This is a genomic window from Undibacterium sp. (assembly GCF_030683615.1).
Classification (GTDB): Bacteria; Pseudomonadota; Gammaproteobacteria; order Burkholderiales; family Burkholderiaceae_D; genus Undibacterium; species Undibacterium umbellatum.
The window spans coordinates 1-17751 of the sequence record NZ_JAUXQE010000023.1; the positions used below are offsets into that span (position 1 = coordinate 1).

The window sequence follows — 17751 nt, forward strand, 5'->3', positions numbered from 1 at the left end:
AGTTAAGGAAAAGCAGCATCACCGCGACTCCTCCATTCTTGTCACCGAACATACCTACGACGCTCTTGGCAATCGTACCTCAACTCGAGACCATTTCGAAAACGTAACTCTCTTCGAGTATGATGAGTTCGGACGTCAAACAAAGGTTATCCATCCAAAATGCCTCTCATGCGACGGACAAGCATTCAGCCCGACCGTTCAATACCAATATGACATTGTGGGCAACATTGTCTCTGAAATCGATGGATTAGATAATTCCACCAAAACCACCTACAACATCCGTGGCAAACCAATAACCATAAGCTATTCTGATGGTTCTCAAGAACGCTTTGAATATAATCTAGACGGGACGCTAGCTAAAAAGTGGGAGAAAGATGGAGTCCTCTGCCAGTACACCTACGATGGTCTGCAGCGCATCACGCAGCACGCTTACTATGACATCGATGGCACGATTCTCCGTGCCACTCACAACATATACGCAGGCGCTCTTCTGACTCACACCATCGATGCCATGGGGAATATCACAGAATACCACTACGATGGCGCTGGCCGCAAAATAGCCGAAGTTCAACCAGGCTCTCGCACCACATTTGGATACGACACCCTCGGACGCTTAAGCACCACAACACGCTGGCTAGACGAATACCGTTACACCCAGGAAGTTCAGGATTTTGATGTTTTAGACCGTGTCATCGAGTGCCGTGTTGAAGATGAAACAGGCAAGATCCTCCGTAAAGAACGCTATGCCTATGACATTCGAGATAATAAAACCCTCACAGAAACATTCATCGATGAAGGAACCTCGTCCATCACGGAAACACGCTATGATACACGCAACAAACCCATATCGATTCAAGATGCTCTAGGTAACATCACAACCATACACAACTTTGAGCGCCATCCCAATCCATTTGGAGGCTATCTTTTCAGTAAAACGACAACCGATCCGTTGGGTAACCAAACCATTGAGGTCTACGATCCACTAGGGCGTCCAATCACTGTTGAAAAGCGCAACATTGCAAATCAACGCCTTTCCTATCAGAGTGTGTATTACGATCCCGCAGGCAACAAAGAGCTACAGCAAGAGGTAATTTATGCCTCTGGCATAGTCAGAGGCTCCTACACCGTTGATTGGACCCATGACAGCATGGGCCGACCTCTAGTTATCACTGAAAGTGGAAGTGATGACTCACACAAGATCACAAAACACAGCTATGATCAAAGGGGACGCCTGCAAACCATCACTAAACCAGATGGGGTCGTTTTAAATCATCAATACGACACATTAGGTCGTTTGAAACAGCTTACTTCCTCTGACAGCACCATTTCCTATCTTTATGAATACGACCTGAATGACAACCTGCTGACAAGCACGGACTGCCTAACCAATGGAGCTACACAACGCAGCTACGACCCACAAAATCGCCTAATTCAAGAAACGTTAGCGAACGGATTAGGATTAATCTATTCCTACGATGCTTTTGGCCGCTTGTCGTCTGTGATGTTTCCCGATAGTGCCAATGCTAGATATCACTACGATGCAACAAATCTATTGTCAGTAAAACGGATTAGTGCTTCCGGAAACGTGCTTTATACACACCAATATAGTGAACACGACCTTCGAGGACTACACTCAGAAACTACCCTCATTGGCAACGCAGGCCATGCCAATCTTACCTATGATCTTCTGGGGCGCCGCAAAGCCCTAGATGCGCCCCATTGGAGCGAGAGTATTCCGGAGGAAGGTTTTGATGCTGTTGGCAATTTAACTGAGATTGCTTTTACCAATACGCAAAGCACCATCACTAACCATTACCAATACGATGACCTCTATCAACTTATTGACGAGTCAGGAGGAACGCCTCATACCTATGCTTACGACTCGATTAACAATAGACTGGCAAAAGACAATCAGCTCTATACCGTCAATGGCCTAAACCAGATCACACGTGCCTCAAGTGCAGCCTATGCGTATGATCCTAATGGCAATCTGACAGCCAAGACCACTTCTGACAGCTCGCTGCGTTACTGCTACGACGCCTTAAATCGGATGACTCGCGCGGAAGGTTTATACGGCACCGTCAGCTACACCTATGATTCATTCGGCAGACGCATAAGCGAAACGCATGAAGAGGACACCACCCACTACCTCTACCAGGGTCAATGTGAAATTGGAGCATACTTTAACGGTGACTTGCGTGAGTTACGTATTTTGGGAAAAGGCAAAGGTGCTGAGCTCGGCGCTGCTATAGCCATTGAAATTGCAGATAAAGTCTACGCTCCTATTCACGACCACCGTGGAAACGTATGTTGCCTGGTGGATTGCTCTACCTGCCAACCTGAGCAATATTATCGCTATACAGCCTTTGGAGAAACAATCTCTTATGGCAATGTAGAGAACCCATGGCAATATGCTAGCAAGCGCTTTGACGAATGGACAGGTTTTCACCGCTTTGGCAAGCGCGATTACGATTGCCGCCTTGGACGATGGCTCACACCCGATCCTGCTGGCTTTGTTGATGGTCCTAACCTCTACGCCTACGTCCATAACAGCCCCTTGACCTTCTTCGATCCATGGGGATTGCAGAGTGTTGAGGCCGAAAGTTGCCATAGGCGATCCAGAGAATATGCGCAGGGGTGTCAAAATACGATTTCTAAACCACTTCAAACTGGTAACAAATGGCTGGGCTATTGCAGAGACTGCTATCATGCAATTCGAACGAGAGACTTTTCTCAAATTCGGCAAAGATGGGAAAACCTTAGACCTGAAGAGCAAGGTAGATTCGTCAATGAGCGTGCAGGTGAGCTTACCGTTGCCCTTGTGGCATTAGTGCCGGCGGCTCGAATAATGCTAAGAACATCTGGTTACATTTATCAGGGTTATGATGCGTTAAACCGTACATTTTCCAAAAACTCGACTGAACCCGTAGCTGTTACACACCAGACCTCACAAGTTACCAGCGCGGAAGGACCGGTTACCAGTCGTACACTAGAAACAGTAAATAAAAATGTGGAAAAGAATCGCTTTCCAGAGGATCCTAATGATCTCTTGCCTGAATTGCCTAGAGATGACAAAGGATACATCTATCCTGCGACAAATCTAAGAATCCGCTGTGAAAAGCATGTATTTAAGGAGGGAGATACTTATTGTGCCCGACATCACGAGCTACACTATCATGTTGAGGCAAGGCGTAACTTAGAAAATTCCTCATGGAAAAGTAGAAATAGAGACATTTTTACTCCTGAAAATTATCAAGCGGGCGAAGCCACTGGTTTCTTACCAGGCGAGAAGTTTCCGGGAGAGCTTATTAGAGGTTAGACAGTATGGAATCTGATAGTAGTTATAGGCCAGTCTCTACTCCGGTGGGATTAGAAGATTCCTGGCTGATTTCATATAAACGCACTTTGAAGCACCTGGTTGTTAGTATTGAGTGTTGGAATACAAGAGTAGCTGATCTGATGTTTGAAAATCCGACATGCATTAGTGATAATGGGAGCTTTTACGTTATGGACGTATGTGAACGGGTTAAAAATATTGACGTAGCAATCCTATTTCCATATCAATTTGGCGAAAATATCGGCCATAAAAAAGTTTTTAGTGTTTTAGACGTAGATGACCCCTGTATGGACATTTTAAGCGATGATTGCGTTGTTACAATTCGCGAGCCATTTGCAAACGAACTTATATCGCAGGATGCTAGAAAAATTCTCGACCAACATTATGATGATGTCTATCCACAACCTTATACAATTCCAATAAGCAGTTGTAAATTTCAATCCTATGAATATTACACTAGAAATTTAACTCTAATTTTAAGCGTCACAGTTAATGATGAAATATTTCAATTGGAGTTCTTTGACCCACAATGGTTTTCAGAGTACAATATCATGACCATGGCTATGTTTTCAAAACAAGCTTTGGAATCGATTCTATTGCAAAGCATTCTTCAAAAATCAAGTTTATTATCTTCAAAAGAATTTAAACATTTTCAGTTTTTAAACAATCTTGGCCAGCCCTGTGCTGATATTATTTGTAAAACTATGAAAATAAGAAAAAAATGAACGAACAGCACAGCCTATGATGTATTGATGACCTCAACCTTTGTGCCTACAACGGCTAGCCCCGGACCCTCTTCGATGCATGGGGATTGCAGAGTATTGAGGCCATGGACAGGGGTGTCAAAATACAATTAATGATTTATAAAAACGAACTTGAGCAAGTGCCTAAGTACAAAGGCACCAACTTCGAAATACGGTTGGAGACTTACTGATCCATGGAAAACAAAAATTTTAAAAAAATGTTCGGACAAATTGCACAACATTTTGGCTTTAGATTCGTCTTTAATGGATGGTTTAAAGAGTCGGAAGAATGCATCACTGTGCTTAATCTGCAGAAGTCTAACTATGGAAACTACTACGATTTGGTTATAAAAATATACGTCCAAAATTGCCTAGGCAAACAACATGTTGTATCCAAGGATCTAGTTAAAAATCAGTTAGGTACGGCTGATCGAGGGCATCCCAGGGAGTATGATGACTTGTTCAACCTTGAATTAAATATGGAAGATGATCAGCGCAGGCAAGGGCTAGAACAATTTTTCCAAACTTATATGGAACCATTTTCTGAAAAATCCCTCAGTCGCCTAGGTGTTCAAGAGCTGGGAGAAAAAAAAGAACTCTTTTTAACACCCGCGGTAAAAGAAAGTTTAGAAGCACTTCTTGCGCTGAATTCTGGCCCATCTAATGGGAAGCAACAGGCGGAATGACTGCAGGCTACGCTTTTTAGTTTAGGCAAGCATAGCCAGTGCCTGCGAAGCGCTTATGAAGCTGCTCAAAAAACTCTCTACAGCCCTTGTCTACTTAGGCGTGCCTGAAAACAAAGCTAAAGTCCTCGAAATAGCCACCCTGGTACCACCACCTCTACAAGACCAACTAGTGAAAGCAGAAACCGGAGTAGGACCAGCACAAACAAGTGGAGCAGACTCCGCACACCCTTCTCTACCAGCCCCGGGATCGAGCGCCCCCATGCCAAAACATTCGGTAACCCCTGTTAGACACATCCAATATGGTGGCATTCTTGAGTGTTATGAGCGACGTGCTCAAAACTCAAAGACGCCTCAATTGAAGGGCAACTAAACGTGAAAAACCAGGAAGCTAACAGTGCGGAAAGGACGGTTTACCAGTCGTACACTAGAAACAGTAAATAAAAATGTGGAAAAGAATCGCTTTCCAGAGGATCCTAATGATCTCTTGCCTGAATTGCCTAGAGATGACAAAGGATACATCTATCCTGCGTCAAATCTAAGAATCCGCTGTGAAAAGCATGCATTTAAGGAGGGAGACACCTATTGTGCCCGACATCACGAGCTACACTATCATGTTGAGACAAAAATAAAACCTACTGGCTCTTGGGATGAAAACAAATATATATATAAGCCCGAGAATTACAGACCTGGAGATTCTACTGGGTTCTTGCCTGGCGAAAATTTCTCGGCATACTATGAGGTCAGATTATGACATATTTAGACTCTAATTATCGACTTATCCCAACGCCTACTGGCTTAGAAGATTCTTGGCTAGTTTCTTACGAAAGAAGTGCAGGCAGGTTAAAAATAAGCATTGAATGCTGGAACGCAAAAGTAACGGACCTAGTCTTTCACAATCCAATCACTATGAGTGACTACGGAACTTTATATACTATGTATTTGGGGGAAAATCTCAATGAGAATGGCATCGAACAGTTTCCCTATAGAATCAGCCATCAGCTTGAATTAAACAAAATTTTTAGCATACTAGATGCCGATGATATCGGAACTTTAAATGTTATGAGCAGAGATTGCGAAGTGACCATACGTGATCCGAATCCGCTTCCTGATCAGCTAATTTCGATTCACGATTCAAAAGCGTTAGAACTTCATCATAATCCCATTAATATGTCAGAAAATATACCTTTAATGAATTGTGAATTTATTTCTTATGACTACCGTAGCATAGATCAAACATTAACCATTAATATCTTAGATGAATTAAAAAACATGATTTCTTTGCATTTCTTTTGCATAAAGTGGTTTTCCGAGTTTAATATTAAATCTATGGCTAAGTCCTCTGGACAGATCTTGAGTTCAGATCTATTACATAAGGCCTTGAGCCGACGTTTTTTAACTCTCTCACAAGAACATGATTTTAAGCACTTCCAATTCTTGAATAGTGATGGTCAACCATGCGCAGATATTATTTGTAGAGCCGTTACGATAGGCAAGAAAAAGAATGGGCAACAGGACTCGTCAACTTAGGCGTGCCTGAAAACAAAGCTAAAGTTCTCGAAATCGCAACCCTGGCACCACCGCCTCTAGTGCAAGACCAAATAGTGAAAGCAGAGGCAGGATTAGGACCAGCACAAATATGACCAAAGTGGGCGCCTGCAAACCATCACCAAGCCCGATGGCATCACTCTAGACCATACATACGACTCATTAGGTCGTTTGAAACAGCTTACTTCCTCTGACAACACCATTTCCTATCTTTATAAATACGACCTGAACGACAACCTGCTGACAAGCACGGACTGCCTAACCAGTGCAGCTACACAACGGCGCTACGACGCACAGAATCGCCTAATTCAAGAAACGTTAGCAAATGACTTAGTTTTAGCATTTACCTATGACGGTTTAGGAAGAGTTGCAAACGTGAAATTACCTGATCGCACAGGAATCCATTATGCCTACCTTGGAGTACACCTGAGCCAAGTTTCACGTTTGGACTCTTCCTCTAACCTCCTCTACGTTCATACCTACGGTTCTTATGATTTGCGAGGACTAGACCAAGAACAAACGCTCATCGGCAACGCTGGAACCGTCAAACTTACTTACGACGCTTTGGCACGCCCCTTGTCAAAAATGGCATTCTATTTTAGCCAAGTTACTACAGAGAACGGCTACGATGCTGTCGGCAACCTACATTCAACGACATTTATTGATTCACTTGGCACGGACAGCCGCCTTTACGCCTATGATGACTTATATCAGATCACAAGCGAAATTGGGGGCGAATCCCATACTTATGCTTATGATTCGATATGTAATCGCTTAAGCAAAGACAGCCTTCCATATAACGTCAACGGGCTGAATCAAGTTACTGCTGAGTCAGAGAGTGCCTATCATTACGACCAGAATGGCAACCTGATTGCTACAAGTACTCCTACCGAATCCTATTGCTATTCTTATGACGCCTAGAACCGAATGATAAGCACCGAAGGTCCTTACGGCAAGGTAACCTATACCTATGACTCATTTGGCAGATGCTTAAGCCAGCTTCACAACACTGATACCACACAATACTTATACCAAGGCCAATGTGAAATCGGATCCTATTGGAACGGTGAATTGCGAGAGTTGCGTATTTTGGGTAAAGGTAAAGGCGCTGAGCTTGGTGCTGCCATAGCCATAGAAATTGCAGACAAAGTGTACGCCCCTATCCACGATCATTTTGGCAACGTTTGTTGTCTAGTTAATAGCTCTACTGGAGAAACAGAGCAATGCTACCGATATACCGCTTTTGGAGAAGCCACATCTCATGGCAGTGTACGAAACCCATGGCAATATGCTAGTAAGCGTTTTGACGAACTAACAGGTTTCCATCGATTTGGTAAGCGTGATTACGATTGTCGCCTTGGACGATGGCTCACACCAGATCCTGCTGGCTTCACGGACGGCCCCAACCTCTACGCCTACGTCCATAACTGCCCCATGACGCTTTTTGACCCCTGGGGTCTACAAGGACAGGATCTCCATGATAGAAATCGAGCTGGTATTTCCGGTGGACGACGGCACAATCCTCCAGGAGTAAACTCTTGTAGTCAAAGGGATACATCCACCGTAGGACAACGCTCGGGGTGTTTAGATCATAATTCTATCGCATGGAATGGCGCTTGCAATCCTTGGTGTGAACGTTCCCTGGTTAATGGCCTGAAAGGTACCGTTCATGGTTGTTTAGATTTTATTTTTGAACAGGGACAAGCAATTCGACCTTTGTTTGGTGGAAACTACTGCCCAGCTTACCTTGAATACCGGCGAAATAATAACGACCTTTGTGTTGAAGGATTTGAAGGACCCCATGATGACATCGTCTCTCAACAACATTCATTGAAAGCCTCTGTAGATGGTTGGGTTCAGGAAGAGCTCAATATCGATCCATTGGACCACATGTACCAAGAATCTCGTAGCTACATGAGAACTGCTGTAGACATCGGCTCGGTATTTATTCCGATGACTTGTGGAATTGGAAAAGGATTGTGGCTACAGTGGCGGTCTACAAGCAAAGTTAAAAATGTCGCCGACAGGGTTTTGAACTTCATAGGGGCAGGAGGAAAGCGGTCCTATAATTGCCATGGAGATTTGATTCTCGAATCTAAAGATGGTTTAAGGCAGTTTAGAATGGATCTCAATCATCCAGCTCCACATAAAAACCCTCATACTCATACAATTGAGTATGAGATGAGGAAGAATCGAAAATATGAAGTTTTTAACGACAGAGTTTATCCCTCAGACGTAATGCCGGAGTAGAAAATGTGCAAAAATGAAGTTTATAGCCTAGTACAGGAATTGACGAATCACTTTTCTGTGGAGGAGCTAAATGACAAGGAAACAGAAATTCGTATTCTGATACCAAAAAAATATAAATTTCTTTGGTTGCATAAGCTTTCAGAACTATCCACCACGCCGAATGAGATCAATGAATTCGATATCGAGACCTGATGTTTTAGATAATACTCAGGACATTTATAGGCTTGTGGGGAAGCTAGAAGGAGCTTTAGATGCATCGGAAATTCATGATGTAGCGCTTGTAGACCAGTGGCATGAATATGATCGTGGATTGAACATATGATGCGATGGGGCATCCCCCTATTCGTGTCCGAAAGCGTCCAAGATGGCACACGCAAAACAACGGCTTATACCTATGACGTTCGAGGTAATAAAACCCTCACAGAAACATTCCTCGATGAGCAAACTTCCTCAATAGCACAAACCCTCTTTAATACACGCAACAGACCCATATCGATTCAAGACGCCCTGTGCAATACAACAACCATCCACAACTTTGAACGCCATCCCAATCCACTTGGAGGATATCTTTTCAGTAAAACCACCACGGACCCGTTGGGCAACCAAGCCATCGAAGTCTACGACCCACTAGGACGTCAAAGCACTGTTGAAAAGCGCAACATTGCAAATCAACGTCTTTCCTATCAGAGCGTCTATTACGATCCCGCAGGCAACAAAGAGCTACTGCAAGAGGTAATTTATGCTTCTGGCATATTCAGAGGCTCCTACGCCGTTGACTGGACCCACGACAGCATGGGCCGACCTCTAGTTACCACTGAACGTGGAAGTGATGACTCACACAAGATCACAAAACACAGCTATGACCAAAGTGGACGCCTGCAAACCATCACCAAACCAGATGGCATCACTTTAAACCACACATACGACTCATTAGGTCGTTTGAAACAGCTTACTTCCTCTGACAGCACCATTTCCTATCTTTATGAATACGACCTGAACGACAACCTGCTGACAAGCACGGACTGCCTAACCAATACAGCTACACAACGGTGCTACGACCCAAAAAATCGCCTTGTTCAGGAAACGTTAGCGAACGGATTGGTTTTAGCATTTACCTATGACGACTTATATCAGCTCACAAGTGAAAGTGGGGGCGAATCCCATACTTATGCTTATGATTCGATATGCAATCGTTTAAGCAAAGACAGCCTTCCATATAACGTCAACGGACTGAATCAAGTTACTGCTGAGTCAGACATCGCCTATCATTATGACCTGAATGGCAACCTGATTGCTAAAAGTACTCCTACCGAATCCTATTGCTACTCTTATGACGCTTTAAACCGAATGATAAGTACCGAAGGTCCTTACGGCAAGGTAACCTATACCTATGATTCATTTGGCAGACGTTTAAGACAGCTTCACAATTTAACATGTTATGCGAATCAAGATTCCACGGATTCTCATGAAATTCTTGAAAAGTCATTGGCTTGTTGCCAAATAGTGTGCAAGCGAAATAGTCCCCTATCATCATGTGCTGAAATAGCAGCTCTAGTTTTTGCTTTTCCTCCTCAGGAATTAAAGCTATCTTGTCTTTAATGGAAAGGGAATCCTCGCGATTTCCTGCAGAACAACCGGCTAGAAGCAGCACTAGATACAATGTCAGGAATGGCATTGAATAAACCAAAGTAAACAGAAAAGGGCAAATCTGTATCGAAAGCTGACTTCTGGTTGAAACTTAAAGCCTACTTAACTTCATTAGGTTTATTTTCATTTGTAGGCAAATCTGGAAAAGTCAGACCTGTAACTGAGCTAATAAGGTCAACTGCAATGTCACGGTCTCTTCGAGCTTCCGTTATTATAGTTGCTGCGTACGAAAATAGATCATGGCAGATTTTTGAACAAAGTTGTTGGCTTTCCTGAGGAAACCAATTAGCTAGGATGCCTACAATGCCACCCCAATGGCTAAGCTCTCCAACTCTGGATAACCAGCCTTCCACATGTTCTTTTGGCCCGATCGCTTTCTGTTCCATGAGTCTCCAAGGATCAAACTGGATCAAGGAGGAGTTGTGGATGTAGGAATAGAGGTTAGGGGCATCGGTAAAGCCAGCACGAGCGGTACCGAGCACGCCAATATCTGTCGGGCTAAAGGCGAAGTCGCAAATAATGCCATTTACGCATCGATGTATCGTGTTTAGTGGCTCAACTTTGGAGATCAGTCGAGCATCATCTTGGGAATGTAGAGAGCACGCTAGCAGGAGAAATAGAGTAAACTTGTGCATGGAACATAACTAATTTAAATTTCAAATATATGAATATAAAATTTAACTTGGTTTGTGGTCAAGAAGAAATTTAAATATGGAGTGCGGCGACTTGTCGCCGCACTCCATATTTTTAAACTCTACCTCAGAGCGAAAAGAGATTGTAGATAGCTTCTCTAGATTTGGGATAGGAAATGATGGAACCAATACGGGAGCCTATAATCACAATTGCTACCGATGGCATAAAAAGACTTGTCGCTAAAAGAGACAAAGAAGCACAAAGACGGGTTTTTATTTCCTTCGAATCCCACAGAGAATCAGCAAACGAAATAAAGCCCTTTAGCTCGACCCCAAGAATCGCACCGCTTACTACAGATGCTGCGGTGACCAAAGGAATAGCAGAAATAACTGCGATGAAAATAGCACCGACCACCACATACTTGGCTCCTACAATAATATCCTGCTCGACATTTCTCCAGTAAGTTCTGTAATTAACGGGATCGGTCAGATTTGACGCATCTACGATAGTCATAAGGTAGCTCCTTCAGATTGATCGGGTGAAGCATAACCTTCGATCCATTTATGTCCAACAAATTATACTATCAACTAAAATATAAAATCATTACTGAATTAAAAATTTTACACGTTAAATAGAATAAAAACATCCCTGGGCAATACGAGAACTAAAAAACATCTCAAAACCTCATCAACAAAATTTTTTACTCTCATTTTAGATAGCCAAACGAATGAGTGGTAAGTATAGTCATCATCGATTATTTTTTCTTAATCCAATTGATGAAGGACTCTTATATGCATGCCTCAAAAGTGTTAAGCTTGATCATTTGTGCAATTTTATCTAGCTGCACACCTAATTTACCTGACCAGGATGAGATGCTAACGCTGTCCCGAAAAGACCTTTGCTGGACAATTGACCAACTGGAAGATGCCCTCCAAGAAAATCCAGATTCAACCCCTATACAACTGGATCTGTCTGCAATGTACCAGCGCCTAGGCAATCTCGATAGAGCGTGGTACCACGCACATCACGCGGCATATAAGAAACCCCACAATCCTGATGTAGCTCATGCACTCGGGAAACTTTATGAACTAATGCTTTCGAAATACATGAATTGTGAGGGGCATTTAACCTTAGCGATAGTGCATACGCACTTTGGTGAACCGGATAGGAACACAACTCTCGATGGCAATCTGCAGAGACTGCAGTATGGTCCCATCAACCTAGACTTCGATAACGAAAAACTTGTGAATGCGCAGATCATTCCTAGCGCACATGAATTATACCATGTCTATTTGGCGATGCCCAAGCTCGGTGATTTCAGAACTGATCAGAATCAATACTCCCTACAGCTCATTGAATCACCTGACGATGAAGAAAGAAAAATGGGAGTCATGCCTTTTTATTCAGCAGATGCACCACGGGACAAACGGTTTCATATTGTCAATTGTGTTGCAGGGATGCCATATAGTCTTCTCACAGGTGTCCAATTCGACGAGAACGGACTGGCCTATTTGAAAGATACCGATGCACCATTAAGAATGTGTTTCAACATCTCTCCGGGTGAGGTAGTTCATTATTGGTTGATCAGTGATCAAGGTCAACCTCTTAGCCGTGGGAAAATGACTCGTTATCCCATAGTCGTTCAAAATAACGGTTATCATCTGACCTGGGAACTTGTGGATCTTAAAAATAGCCTCTTTCTTGTACATGTCGAAGGACTTGATCCACTTGAGTTGGTTGAGTTTAAAAGCGTCTCTTGTGGCGAAGAAATCGCTCATGAGCATCAAGCTGATGAAAGTGGTGACCTCACGTTCATTTTTTCACCGGCGGTTATCGGCAAGATGGGTGGTTGGAATACGATTGAAATTAAGGGAAAGAATGGGCCAATCAGCTTAAGATATCCTTGGGGAAATCTTTTTCACAGCTGGGCTCAAGAAACTGTAAGAAAGGCTGACGAAGCAAGAAAACTGTAAGCTCTGCTTCCTTCGGAACGTAGTTGCTTTACCAACTACGTTCCAACCAGCACACACCGACCATCTTGATAAATCGGTAACATCAAATATAGTTAACCTTCGCTGGGCAAGTCCAGGGGATCTTGTATTTTCATATTCCCGTCTGAAGGATAGACTTCTGTCAACCAACTTTTCAGACGCTTAGAATCCTCGTTCCTGTAGTAATAGCTCACTTTATTGCCATGATTCTGAATGCAAGCGAGCTTCGGACTTTCCTTTGAAGATAACGTATCGAAATCTGTAAAAATTACCCCAAACTCAAAGTTGCTCATCGTGATCGAATTTGTTGCCATATAGGGAGCTACTTTTATGTCTCGTTTTACCTGAGATATCCAATCCTTCAACAGGCTAAGATAAAGAATACGTGCATCTTCTAGCTCTAGTGGAATAGGGCATTCCATTACTATTTGAAGTGTCTGAATGTTTTCCGCAAGGGCGCCTCCAAACGAAAGTGGAATTAGACCCATTTTCGAGTTTAACCTGCTCATTTCACCCAGCAGCAATCGCTTTGCCTCTATAAAATGGGGTGGAACCTTAGCTTCAATTTCAGCAAAGGGCAAGCTAAACAACAAACAATAAATTATAAACTTATTCATCATCCACCTTCGAACGTTCCGCCACAATGAGACTAAGAATTTGTGTGCTCTTCCTAAATGTATCTGGGTCATCTCCCATTACTTCGGTATAGTGACCGCACGAAATCAAGCTGTAGTCTGGCCCTGAACAGCTTGCGATAAACAAGAAAGACATGGCGGCGGGCAATAAATATTTCATGACTGTCCTTAAGTCCTCTTATGGTGTTAATTAATCAAGCAAGGTTACGCTTTCATTTCGATATACCTTTTTCAAGTCTAGGAGCTTGTCCCGCACCCAATCGACTTGAGTCCTCGTAGGCGGGCCTATCAGGGCGATAGAGGGAAGAAGTTGGTAACTCATTACGACAAACTGATTATCCACAACAAACAACAAGTAGCCGCGGTAAGAACTTAAACGTTGACTTGTCTGAAGATCTTCCCATCGGGGTGAACTGTGAGGTATTTCTAAAATCGCAAATAATGCTAAATCCTCTTCGCTGATGTGTATCCATTCCAAAGCTGAACTATGCGTACCTGGAAAGTCCTTAGAAATAATTTTCACGACACAATTCTCTAGCACCCCCAAAAACATCTCTGGACAAGAGTTAGTCAAAAACACCTCGGCCATAAGCTCTTCTGGAAAGGTGGATATTTCTAACCGAATGAGTTCTCCTAGGGCTTGATGAAAGATGGCTACCCGGATTCCCGTTTCTACATCTTCAAATTCCTCGATAAACCCGCAAAATTCTTTGGGAATTTCGATACTAAAAGTTCGCTGCTGATCGAAATACCGATCCGCTTCAAAGGATCCTCGTATCGTTAGGGGAGCGTCCAAAACACCGTCTTCATGATGGTAAGAGTTACATCCGATAAAGAATAAGCACGCGGATATAGCAAGGGAAGCAAAACATTTCTTCATCACGACTCCTTTTCGAATCTCAAAAACATGCTAGTACTTTCACAAAATTGTTTTAATAATTCAAGCAAAACTTTCAAAAGATCTAAATGAATAAAACTTATTTTAATTGCTCTCTTAGAACAGAACAAAGCGAGAGACTGAGGTGAACATAGGAGTTCCCATAAAGCTTATTTTTGGGCTATATTCGAGCAGGTCTAAATTAAGGACGAACCGGAAAATGAATTAGCTTTATGTCAAAAAAAAATGACCCAAAAGAAGAATGGCTCATATCACTCAAGATCATGATGGGTGCTAACTTTATGCGCGAGGCTTATGGAATACTACCCGAGATGAGTCTAGAGGATGGGTCGGCTATAATGCCACCTTTGTATATCACTCTTTGCTGTTTCTTGTGGACGTACTATTGGATCTATTCAAGACAGAGCACTATATGGCTAAAATTTTTATGCTTTTCCTTACCAATTCAGTGCTTGCTTTTGATCCCAAACCATTTAGTCGGCTCGACCCACATCGACGCAGCGATCTTGATGGACTTAATTGCAGCTGTTTCGCTTAAGTGCTACTTTTGGGTTAATTGCCTACATCTGTATCGATCCAGCAAACCAAAACACAGCAACGAATGGTTAGCGCTAAGTAAAATTTCACGTTAGCGGAAAAAGTCGAGAACTCTGACAAATAGCCTCGGCAATGCTACCATTAGGGCAAAAATGCTTATCCCTATCCGTGCCCAATAATCATTCTCATCCGTTAATGCTTTACGAGCGACTGGAACCGTAAGTGTCTGTCCGCTATTTTTTATGAAATCTACAAAAGCATGCATCTTGGGTAAGTCTTCGACAGGCAGATGATCTTTGAGCCACTTTAATCTAAAGATAAAACGGTAAGTTTCGTAGTCGTTCTTGAGGTACTCCTCGCTATATTCCACATACTCATTCCGAAAATGGCGAGATTCCGGAGGCGATGCAAGCATGCATGGTAATTTCACAAGAAATTCCTCAATCCGTTCCCGCGGATAGGGAAGGTCTAAGGGTGTCGTTCGGTCCAGATCACTTTTGCTGAGCATAATGCCGTTAAAGGAAGTCGGAGTGATCGTGTAGGAGTGGCCCCAGCCATCTTCAGTGAGCACACCGAGCTCAGTTACGTTGTAGTTCTCGCGAGTCCGAATTATGTTTTCTTCTAAGTCATCAGTTAATCCGAAAGGTTCAATAACCGTGGCATCAGTATAGTAGGTTTTAAAAGCATTGAAAAACTCCCGCTCAAGCTCTTCCGAGGTATGATAAGAGCAATAGTTCCGAAAGTTATCTGCACCCTCCCGCTCAAATGTTGTACTAACCTGAAAACTTACACTTTTTGGATCGGTGATATCCATTGCAGTAGAAGTCGTTACCTTGTCCTGTGTCTGAATATGTTTAAGATTTACCAAGGCCGTTTCGGGTTTGCCTATTACCAAAGCACAACCATATGTCGCGGGGGTCATGGCTTCTAGCCGTCCTCCTTGGCTCGATCTCGTGGAATCAATCCAATAGGTAGAGTCCTCATACTCCACAGATACTATGGCGTGATTAAATGCCAGCAATGTTGGTAACAAAGAGTCGACCGTCGCCTCCCAATGAGTACTCACCAAAGCTGGATAAGCCGTAACACCGACTTCTCTAAGCATCAAACACAGCAACCAGCTTTTATCCTTACAATCACCGTATCGTCTGGAAAAAACTACGTTGGGGTCTGCTGCTTTATAAGCTCCCACTCCATCGCCCAAGGATAGGTAGCGAATGTCATTCTGCACGAAACGAACAATCGTTTTAATGAGTTCTTTAGAATCATGGGAGTTTTTTTTCCACGAGGAAAGCTGCTCGGTAATCTCTGATGATAGTAGAATCGGCGGCACAAATAAGCTTTTTCCCTGCTCAGCGACATCGTGCCAGTTTTGAAAGCTAGAAATCTGCACCCAGGTTGATGGCTCGTACCAGTTTGGCGCTAAAGGTTCGTTTTTCACAGCCTCGCTGTCAACGATGTCCCACACCCACTCCCCGAGGTTATTTTCTAGTACATTGGCAATCGGGGCAACTTCCTTGCCATTTGACTTTAAGCTAATATCCACAGGAGCAATCAAACGACAAAAGACTTTCTTTGCTGCTTGGGTACTGGAGAGAACGAAATAGTCCTGCATGTAATCCCCCAAACAAGCGGATTGCCCATGAATGCTATACGAATAATCCAATATATCGCCTTCTCTCACATCATCAATAATGATGGATAGCGTCCACACACCCGTATAAATGTAGCTGCATGCTGCGGCCTCTCGTTGTGTGAGTCTTGTTGTTATTTGTGGAAGCTTCTCGATCTCCACACCATTTCTAACAATTTTTACACTATGAAGCTGAATAGACTGGTATGACGGATAGAAATCAAAATCCAGAACAGATCCTAATTGTATAGACGCTTGCTTGTTAAATCGACGTACAGTGCGGTAAAAACGCACCTTCAACAAAGCGTGGACTTGCTTTTCCTGATGAAGAGTTTCCGACAAACTTGATTCACAGGGATTTGAAGGGTGCCATTCGGTTGGAAGCACCCAACTGGGAGGAGGTTCACAAGTGACCCTTTCTTCCACATCTGAATATTTCATGTAACCATTTCTTTGCTGAGCATGCAGGGCTTCGGACCAAAGAGTTGTCATAACTATGAAAACCAGAAAAATGAGTTTTATGTTAGGCCTAGGAGATGTTTGGGTCGCAGGAAATATCATAGAAAGCTGTCATGTGGGTTTTTCGAGAGTCTGCTTTTTCACTACGTCATTTTCGAAGCGAAACAAGCATAGCCAAAAAATTATTTCTACCCAAGCTCGAATTTTAGCCCGTTAGGGACTGTGTTTGGGTAGAACACCGCAAGCAGAAAATTTCACCTAAAAGAGTTTCTAGATTGGGAACGAGAAATGCTTGAACCTACGTGAGGGCTAGTTATTTGTTTTAAATATGACTCTCGCCCTGTAGTTCATCCACAGACCTATCGCTCATGTATTACTGAACTCAAAGCATCGGCACTAATCTCATGAGGCAAAATATCTCAAAGAAGTTTTGTGTGCCTTCGTTCCATTTATAGGCACGTCATCCCATACAAAATCCAAACTGATTTTTCCACGAGTCGCCCAATTTAGCACCGGCAAGCGATTGAAAACCCCAGTAAGGGGTAATTCTGACTTGTCCGTGGTCCAGTACCGCGACTGCCTTCCAGCTTGCGTCAGCCCTCCGAATATACCATTTATGGCCACGGTAGTTAGATACAACTTCATGAAGACCCTTTTTATTCTTCCCTACAAGCAAATGCCGTTTGTTTCCAGGACAATCAATAAGGACATCGAAATCACAATTATTTCTGATCGTGAGAGAGTGGCTCATACTTAT

General features: G+C 43.1%; 13 protein-coding genes and 1 pseudogene. 9 read left to right on the top strand and 5 right to left on the bottom strand.

Going from position 1 to position 17751, the window contains the following annotated elements; translation table 11 throughout:
* The 8 genes and pseudogenes from Q8K39_RS13560 to Q8K39_RS13595 all read left to right on the top strand — a co-directional run.
* Positions 1–3319: RHS repeat domain-containing protein (locus Q8K39_RS13560; protein ID WP_305260946.1), on the top strand; the 3319-nt coding region annotated here is incomplete at its 5' end.
* 5 nt (positions 3320–3324) lie between these two features.
* Positions 3325–4062, top strand: a complete 738-nt coding sequence (locus Q8K39_RS13565) for a hypothetical protein (RefSeq protein WP_305260948.1) — start codon at positions 3325–3327, stop codon at positions 4060–4062.
* Positions 4063–4274: 212 nt separating this feature from the next.
* The gene (locus tag Q8K39_RS13570; protein WP_305260951.1) at positions 4275–4766 is read left to right on the top strand and encodes a DUF4304 domain-containing protein; all 492 of its coding nucleotides are present in this window, start codon (positions 4275–4277) and stop codon (positions 4764–4766) included.
* 747 nt (positions 4767–5513) lie between these two features.
* The gene (locus tag Q8K39_RS13575; protein ID WP_305260953.1) at positions 5514–6293 is read left to right on the top strand and encodes a hypothetical protein; all 780 of its coding nucleotides are present in this window, start codon (positions 5514–5516) and stop codon (positions 6291–6293) included.
* 120 nt (positions 6294–6413) lie between these two features.
* A pseudogene (locus Q8K39_RS13580) lies at positions 6414–6500 on the top strand (RHS repeat domain-containing protein); the annotation flags it as partial.
* Complete coding sequence (locus tag Q8K39_RS13585) at positions 6483–7232, top strand: RHS repeat domain-containing protein (protein ID WP_305260986.1); 750 nt, start codon at positions 6483–6485, stop codon at positions 7230–7232. The pseudogene Q8K39_RS13580 and the gene Q8K39_RS13585, both read left to right, overlap by 18 nt.
* 6 nt (positions 7233–7238) lie before the next feature.
* On the top strand, positions 7239–8561 hold the full coding sequence (locus Q8K39_RS13590) for an RHS repeat domain-containing protein (RefSeq protein WP_305260955.1): 1323 nt from the start codon (positions 7239–7241) through the stop codon (positions 8559–8561).
* 345 nt (positions 8562–8906) lie between these two features.
* Positions 8907–10160 (top strand): RHS repeat domain-containing protein, encoded by a 1254-nt coding sequence (locus tag Q8K39_RS13595; protein ID WP_305260957.1) that lies wholly within the window; start codon positions 8907–8909, stop codon positions 10158–10160.
* A 146-nt stretch (positions 10161–10306) separates the two neighbouring features.
* Here Q8K39_RS13595 and Q8K39_RS13600 read toward each other — a convergent pair whose 3' ends face one another.
* Together Q8K39_RS13600 and Q8K39_RS13605 are read right to left on the bottom strand one after the other, a co-directional pair.
* Positions 10307–10594, bottom strand: a complete 288-nt coding sequence (locus tag Q8K39_RS13600; RefSeq protein WP_305260959.1) for a hypothetical protein — start codon at positions 10592–10594, stop codon at positions 10307–10309.
* 373 nt (positions 10595–10967) lie between these two features.
* On the bottom strand, positions 10968–11354 hold the full coding sequence (locus Q8K39_RS13605) for a hypothetical protein (protein ID WP_305260961.1): 387 nt from the start codon (positions 11352–11354) through the stop codon (positions 10968–10970).
* A 278-nt stretch (positions 11355–11632) separates the two neighbouring features.
* Here Q8K39_RS13605 and Q8K39_RS13610 point away from each other — a divergent pair, with 278 nt between their 5' ends.
* Positions 11633–12814, top strand: a complete 1182-nt coding sequence (locus Q8K39_RS13610; RefSeq protein ID WP_305260962.1) for a tetratricopeptide repeat protein — start codon at positions 11633–11635, stop codon at positions 12812–12814.
* 92 nt (positions 12815–12906) lie between these two features.
* Here the strand turns inward: Q8K39_RS13610 and Q8K39_RS13615 are convergent, their stop codons facing one another.
* From Q8K39_RS13615 to Q8K39_RS13625, 3 genes are all read right to left on the bottom strand, one after another.
* Positions 12907–13452 carry a hypothetical protein gene (locus tag Q8K39_RS13615; RefSeq protein WP_305260964.1) on the bottom strand — a complete coding sequence of 182 codons (546 nt, stop codon included), beginning with the start codon at positions 13450–13452 and terminating at the stop codon, positions 12907–12909.
* A 205-nt stretch (positions 13453–13657) separates the two neighbouring features.
* Positions 13658–14347, bottom strand: coding sequence for a hypothetical protein (locus Q8K39_RS13620; RefSeq protein ID WP_305260965.1), 690 nt, complete (start codon positions 14345–14347; stop codon positions 13658–13660).
* Between the two features lie 646 nt (positions 14348–14993).
* A complete protein-coding gene (locus Q8K39_RS13625; RefSeq protein ID WP_305260966.1) occupies positions 14994–16976 on the bottom strand; it encodes a DUF3857 domain-containing protein in 1983 nt (660 codons plus the stop codon).
* Between the last annotated feature and the right edge of the window lie 775 nt (positions 16977–17751).

What these genes read in the sequence shown, in the direction of transcription:
- Q8K39_RS13565 (WP_305260948.1), top strand. Translation starts at nt 3,325, where the DNA reads ATGGAATCTGATAGTAGTTATAGGCCAGTCTCTACTCCGGTGGGATTA.
- Q8K39_RS13570 (WP_305260951.1), top strand. Translation starts at nt 4,275, where the DNA reads ATGGAAAACAAAAATTTTAAAAAAATGTTCGGACAAATTGCACAACAT.
- Q8K39_RS13575 (WP_305260953.1), top strand. Translation starts at nt 5,514, where the DNA reads ATGACATATTTAGACTCTAATTATCGACTTATCCCAACGCCTACTGGC.
- Q8K39_RS13590 (WP_305260955.1), top strand. Translation starts at nt 7,239, where the DNA reads ATGATAAGCACCGAAGGTCCTTACGGCAAGGTAACCTATACCTATGAC.
- Q8K39_RS13600 (WP_305260959.1), bottom strand. Translation starts at nt 10,594, where the DNA reads ATGGAACAGAAAGCGATCGGGCCAAAAGAACATGTGGAAGGCTGGTTA.
- Q8K39_RS13605 (WP_305260961.1), bottom strand. Translation starts at nt 11,354, where the DNA reads ATGACTATCGTAGATGCGTCAAATCTGACCGATCCCGTTAATTACAGA.
- Q8K39_RS13610 (WP_305260962.1), top strand. Translation starts at nt 11,633, where the DNA reads ATGCATGCCTCAAAAGTGTTAAGCTTGATCATTTGTGCAATTTTATCT.
- Q8K39_RS13615 (WP_305260964.1), bottom strand. Translation starts at nt 13,452, where the DNA reads ATGATGAATAAGTTTATAATTTATTGTTTGTTGTTTAGCTTGCCCTTT.
- Q8K39_RS13620 (WP_305260965.1), bottom strand. Translation starts at nt 14,347, where the DNA reads ATGAAGAAATGTTTTGCTTCCCTTGCTATATCCGCGTGCTTATTCTTT.
- Q8K39_RS13625 (WP_305260966.1), bottom strand. Translation starts at nt 16,976, where the DNA reads ATGAAATATTCAGATGTGGAAGAAAGGGTCACTTGTGAACCTCCTCCC.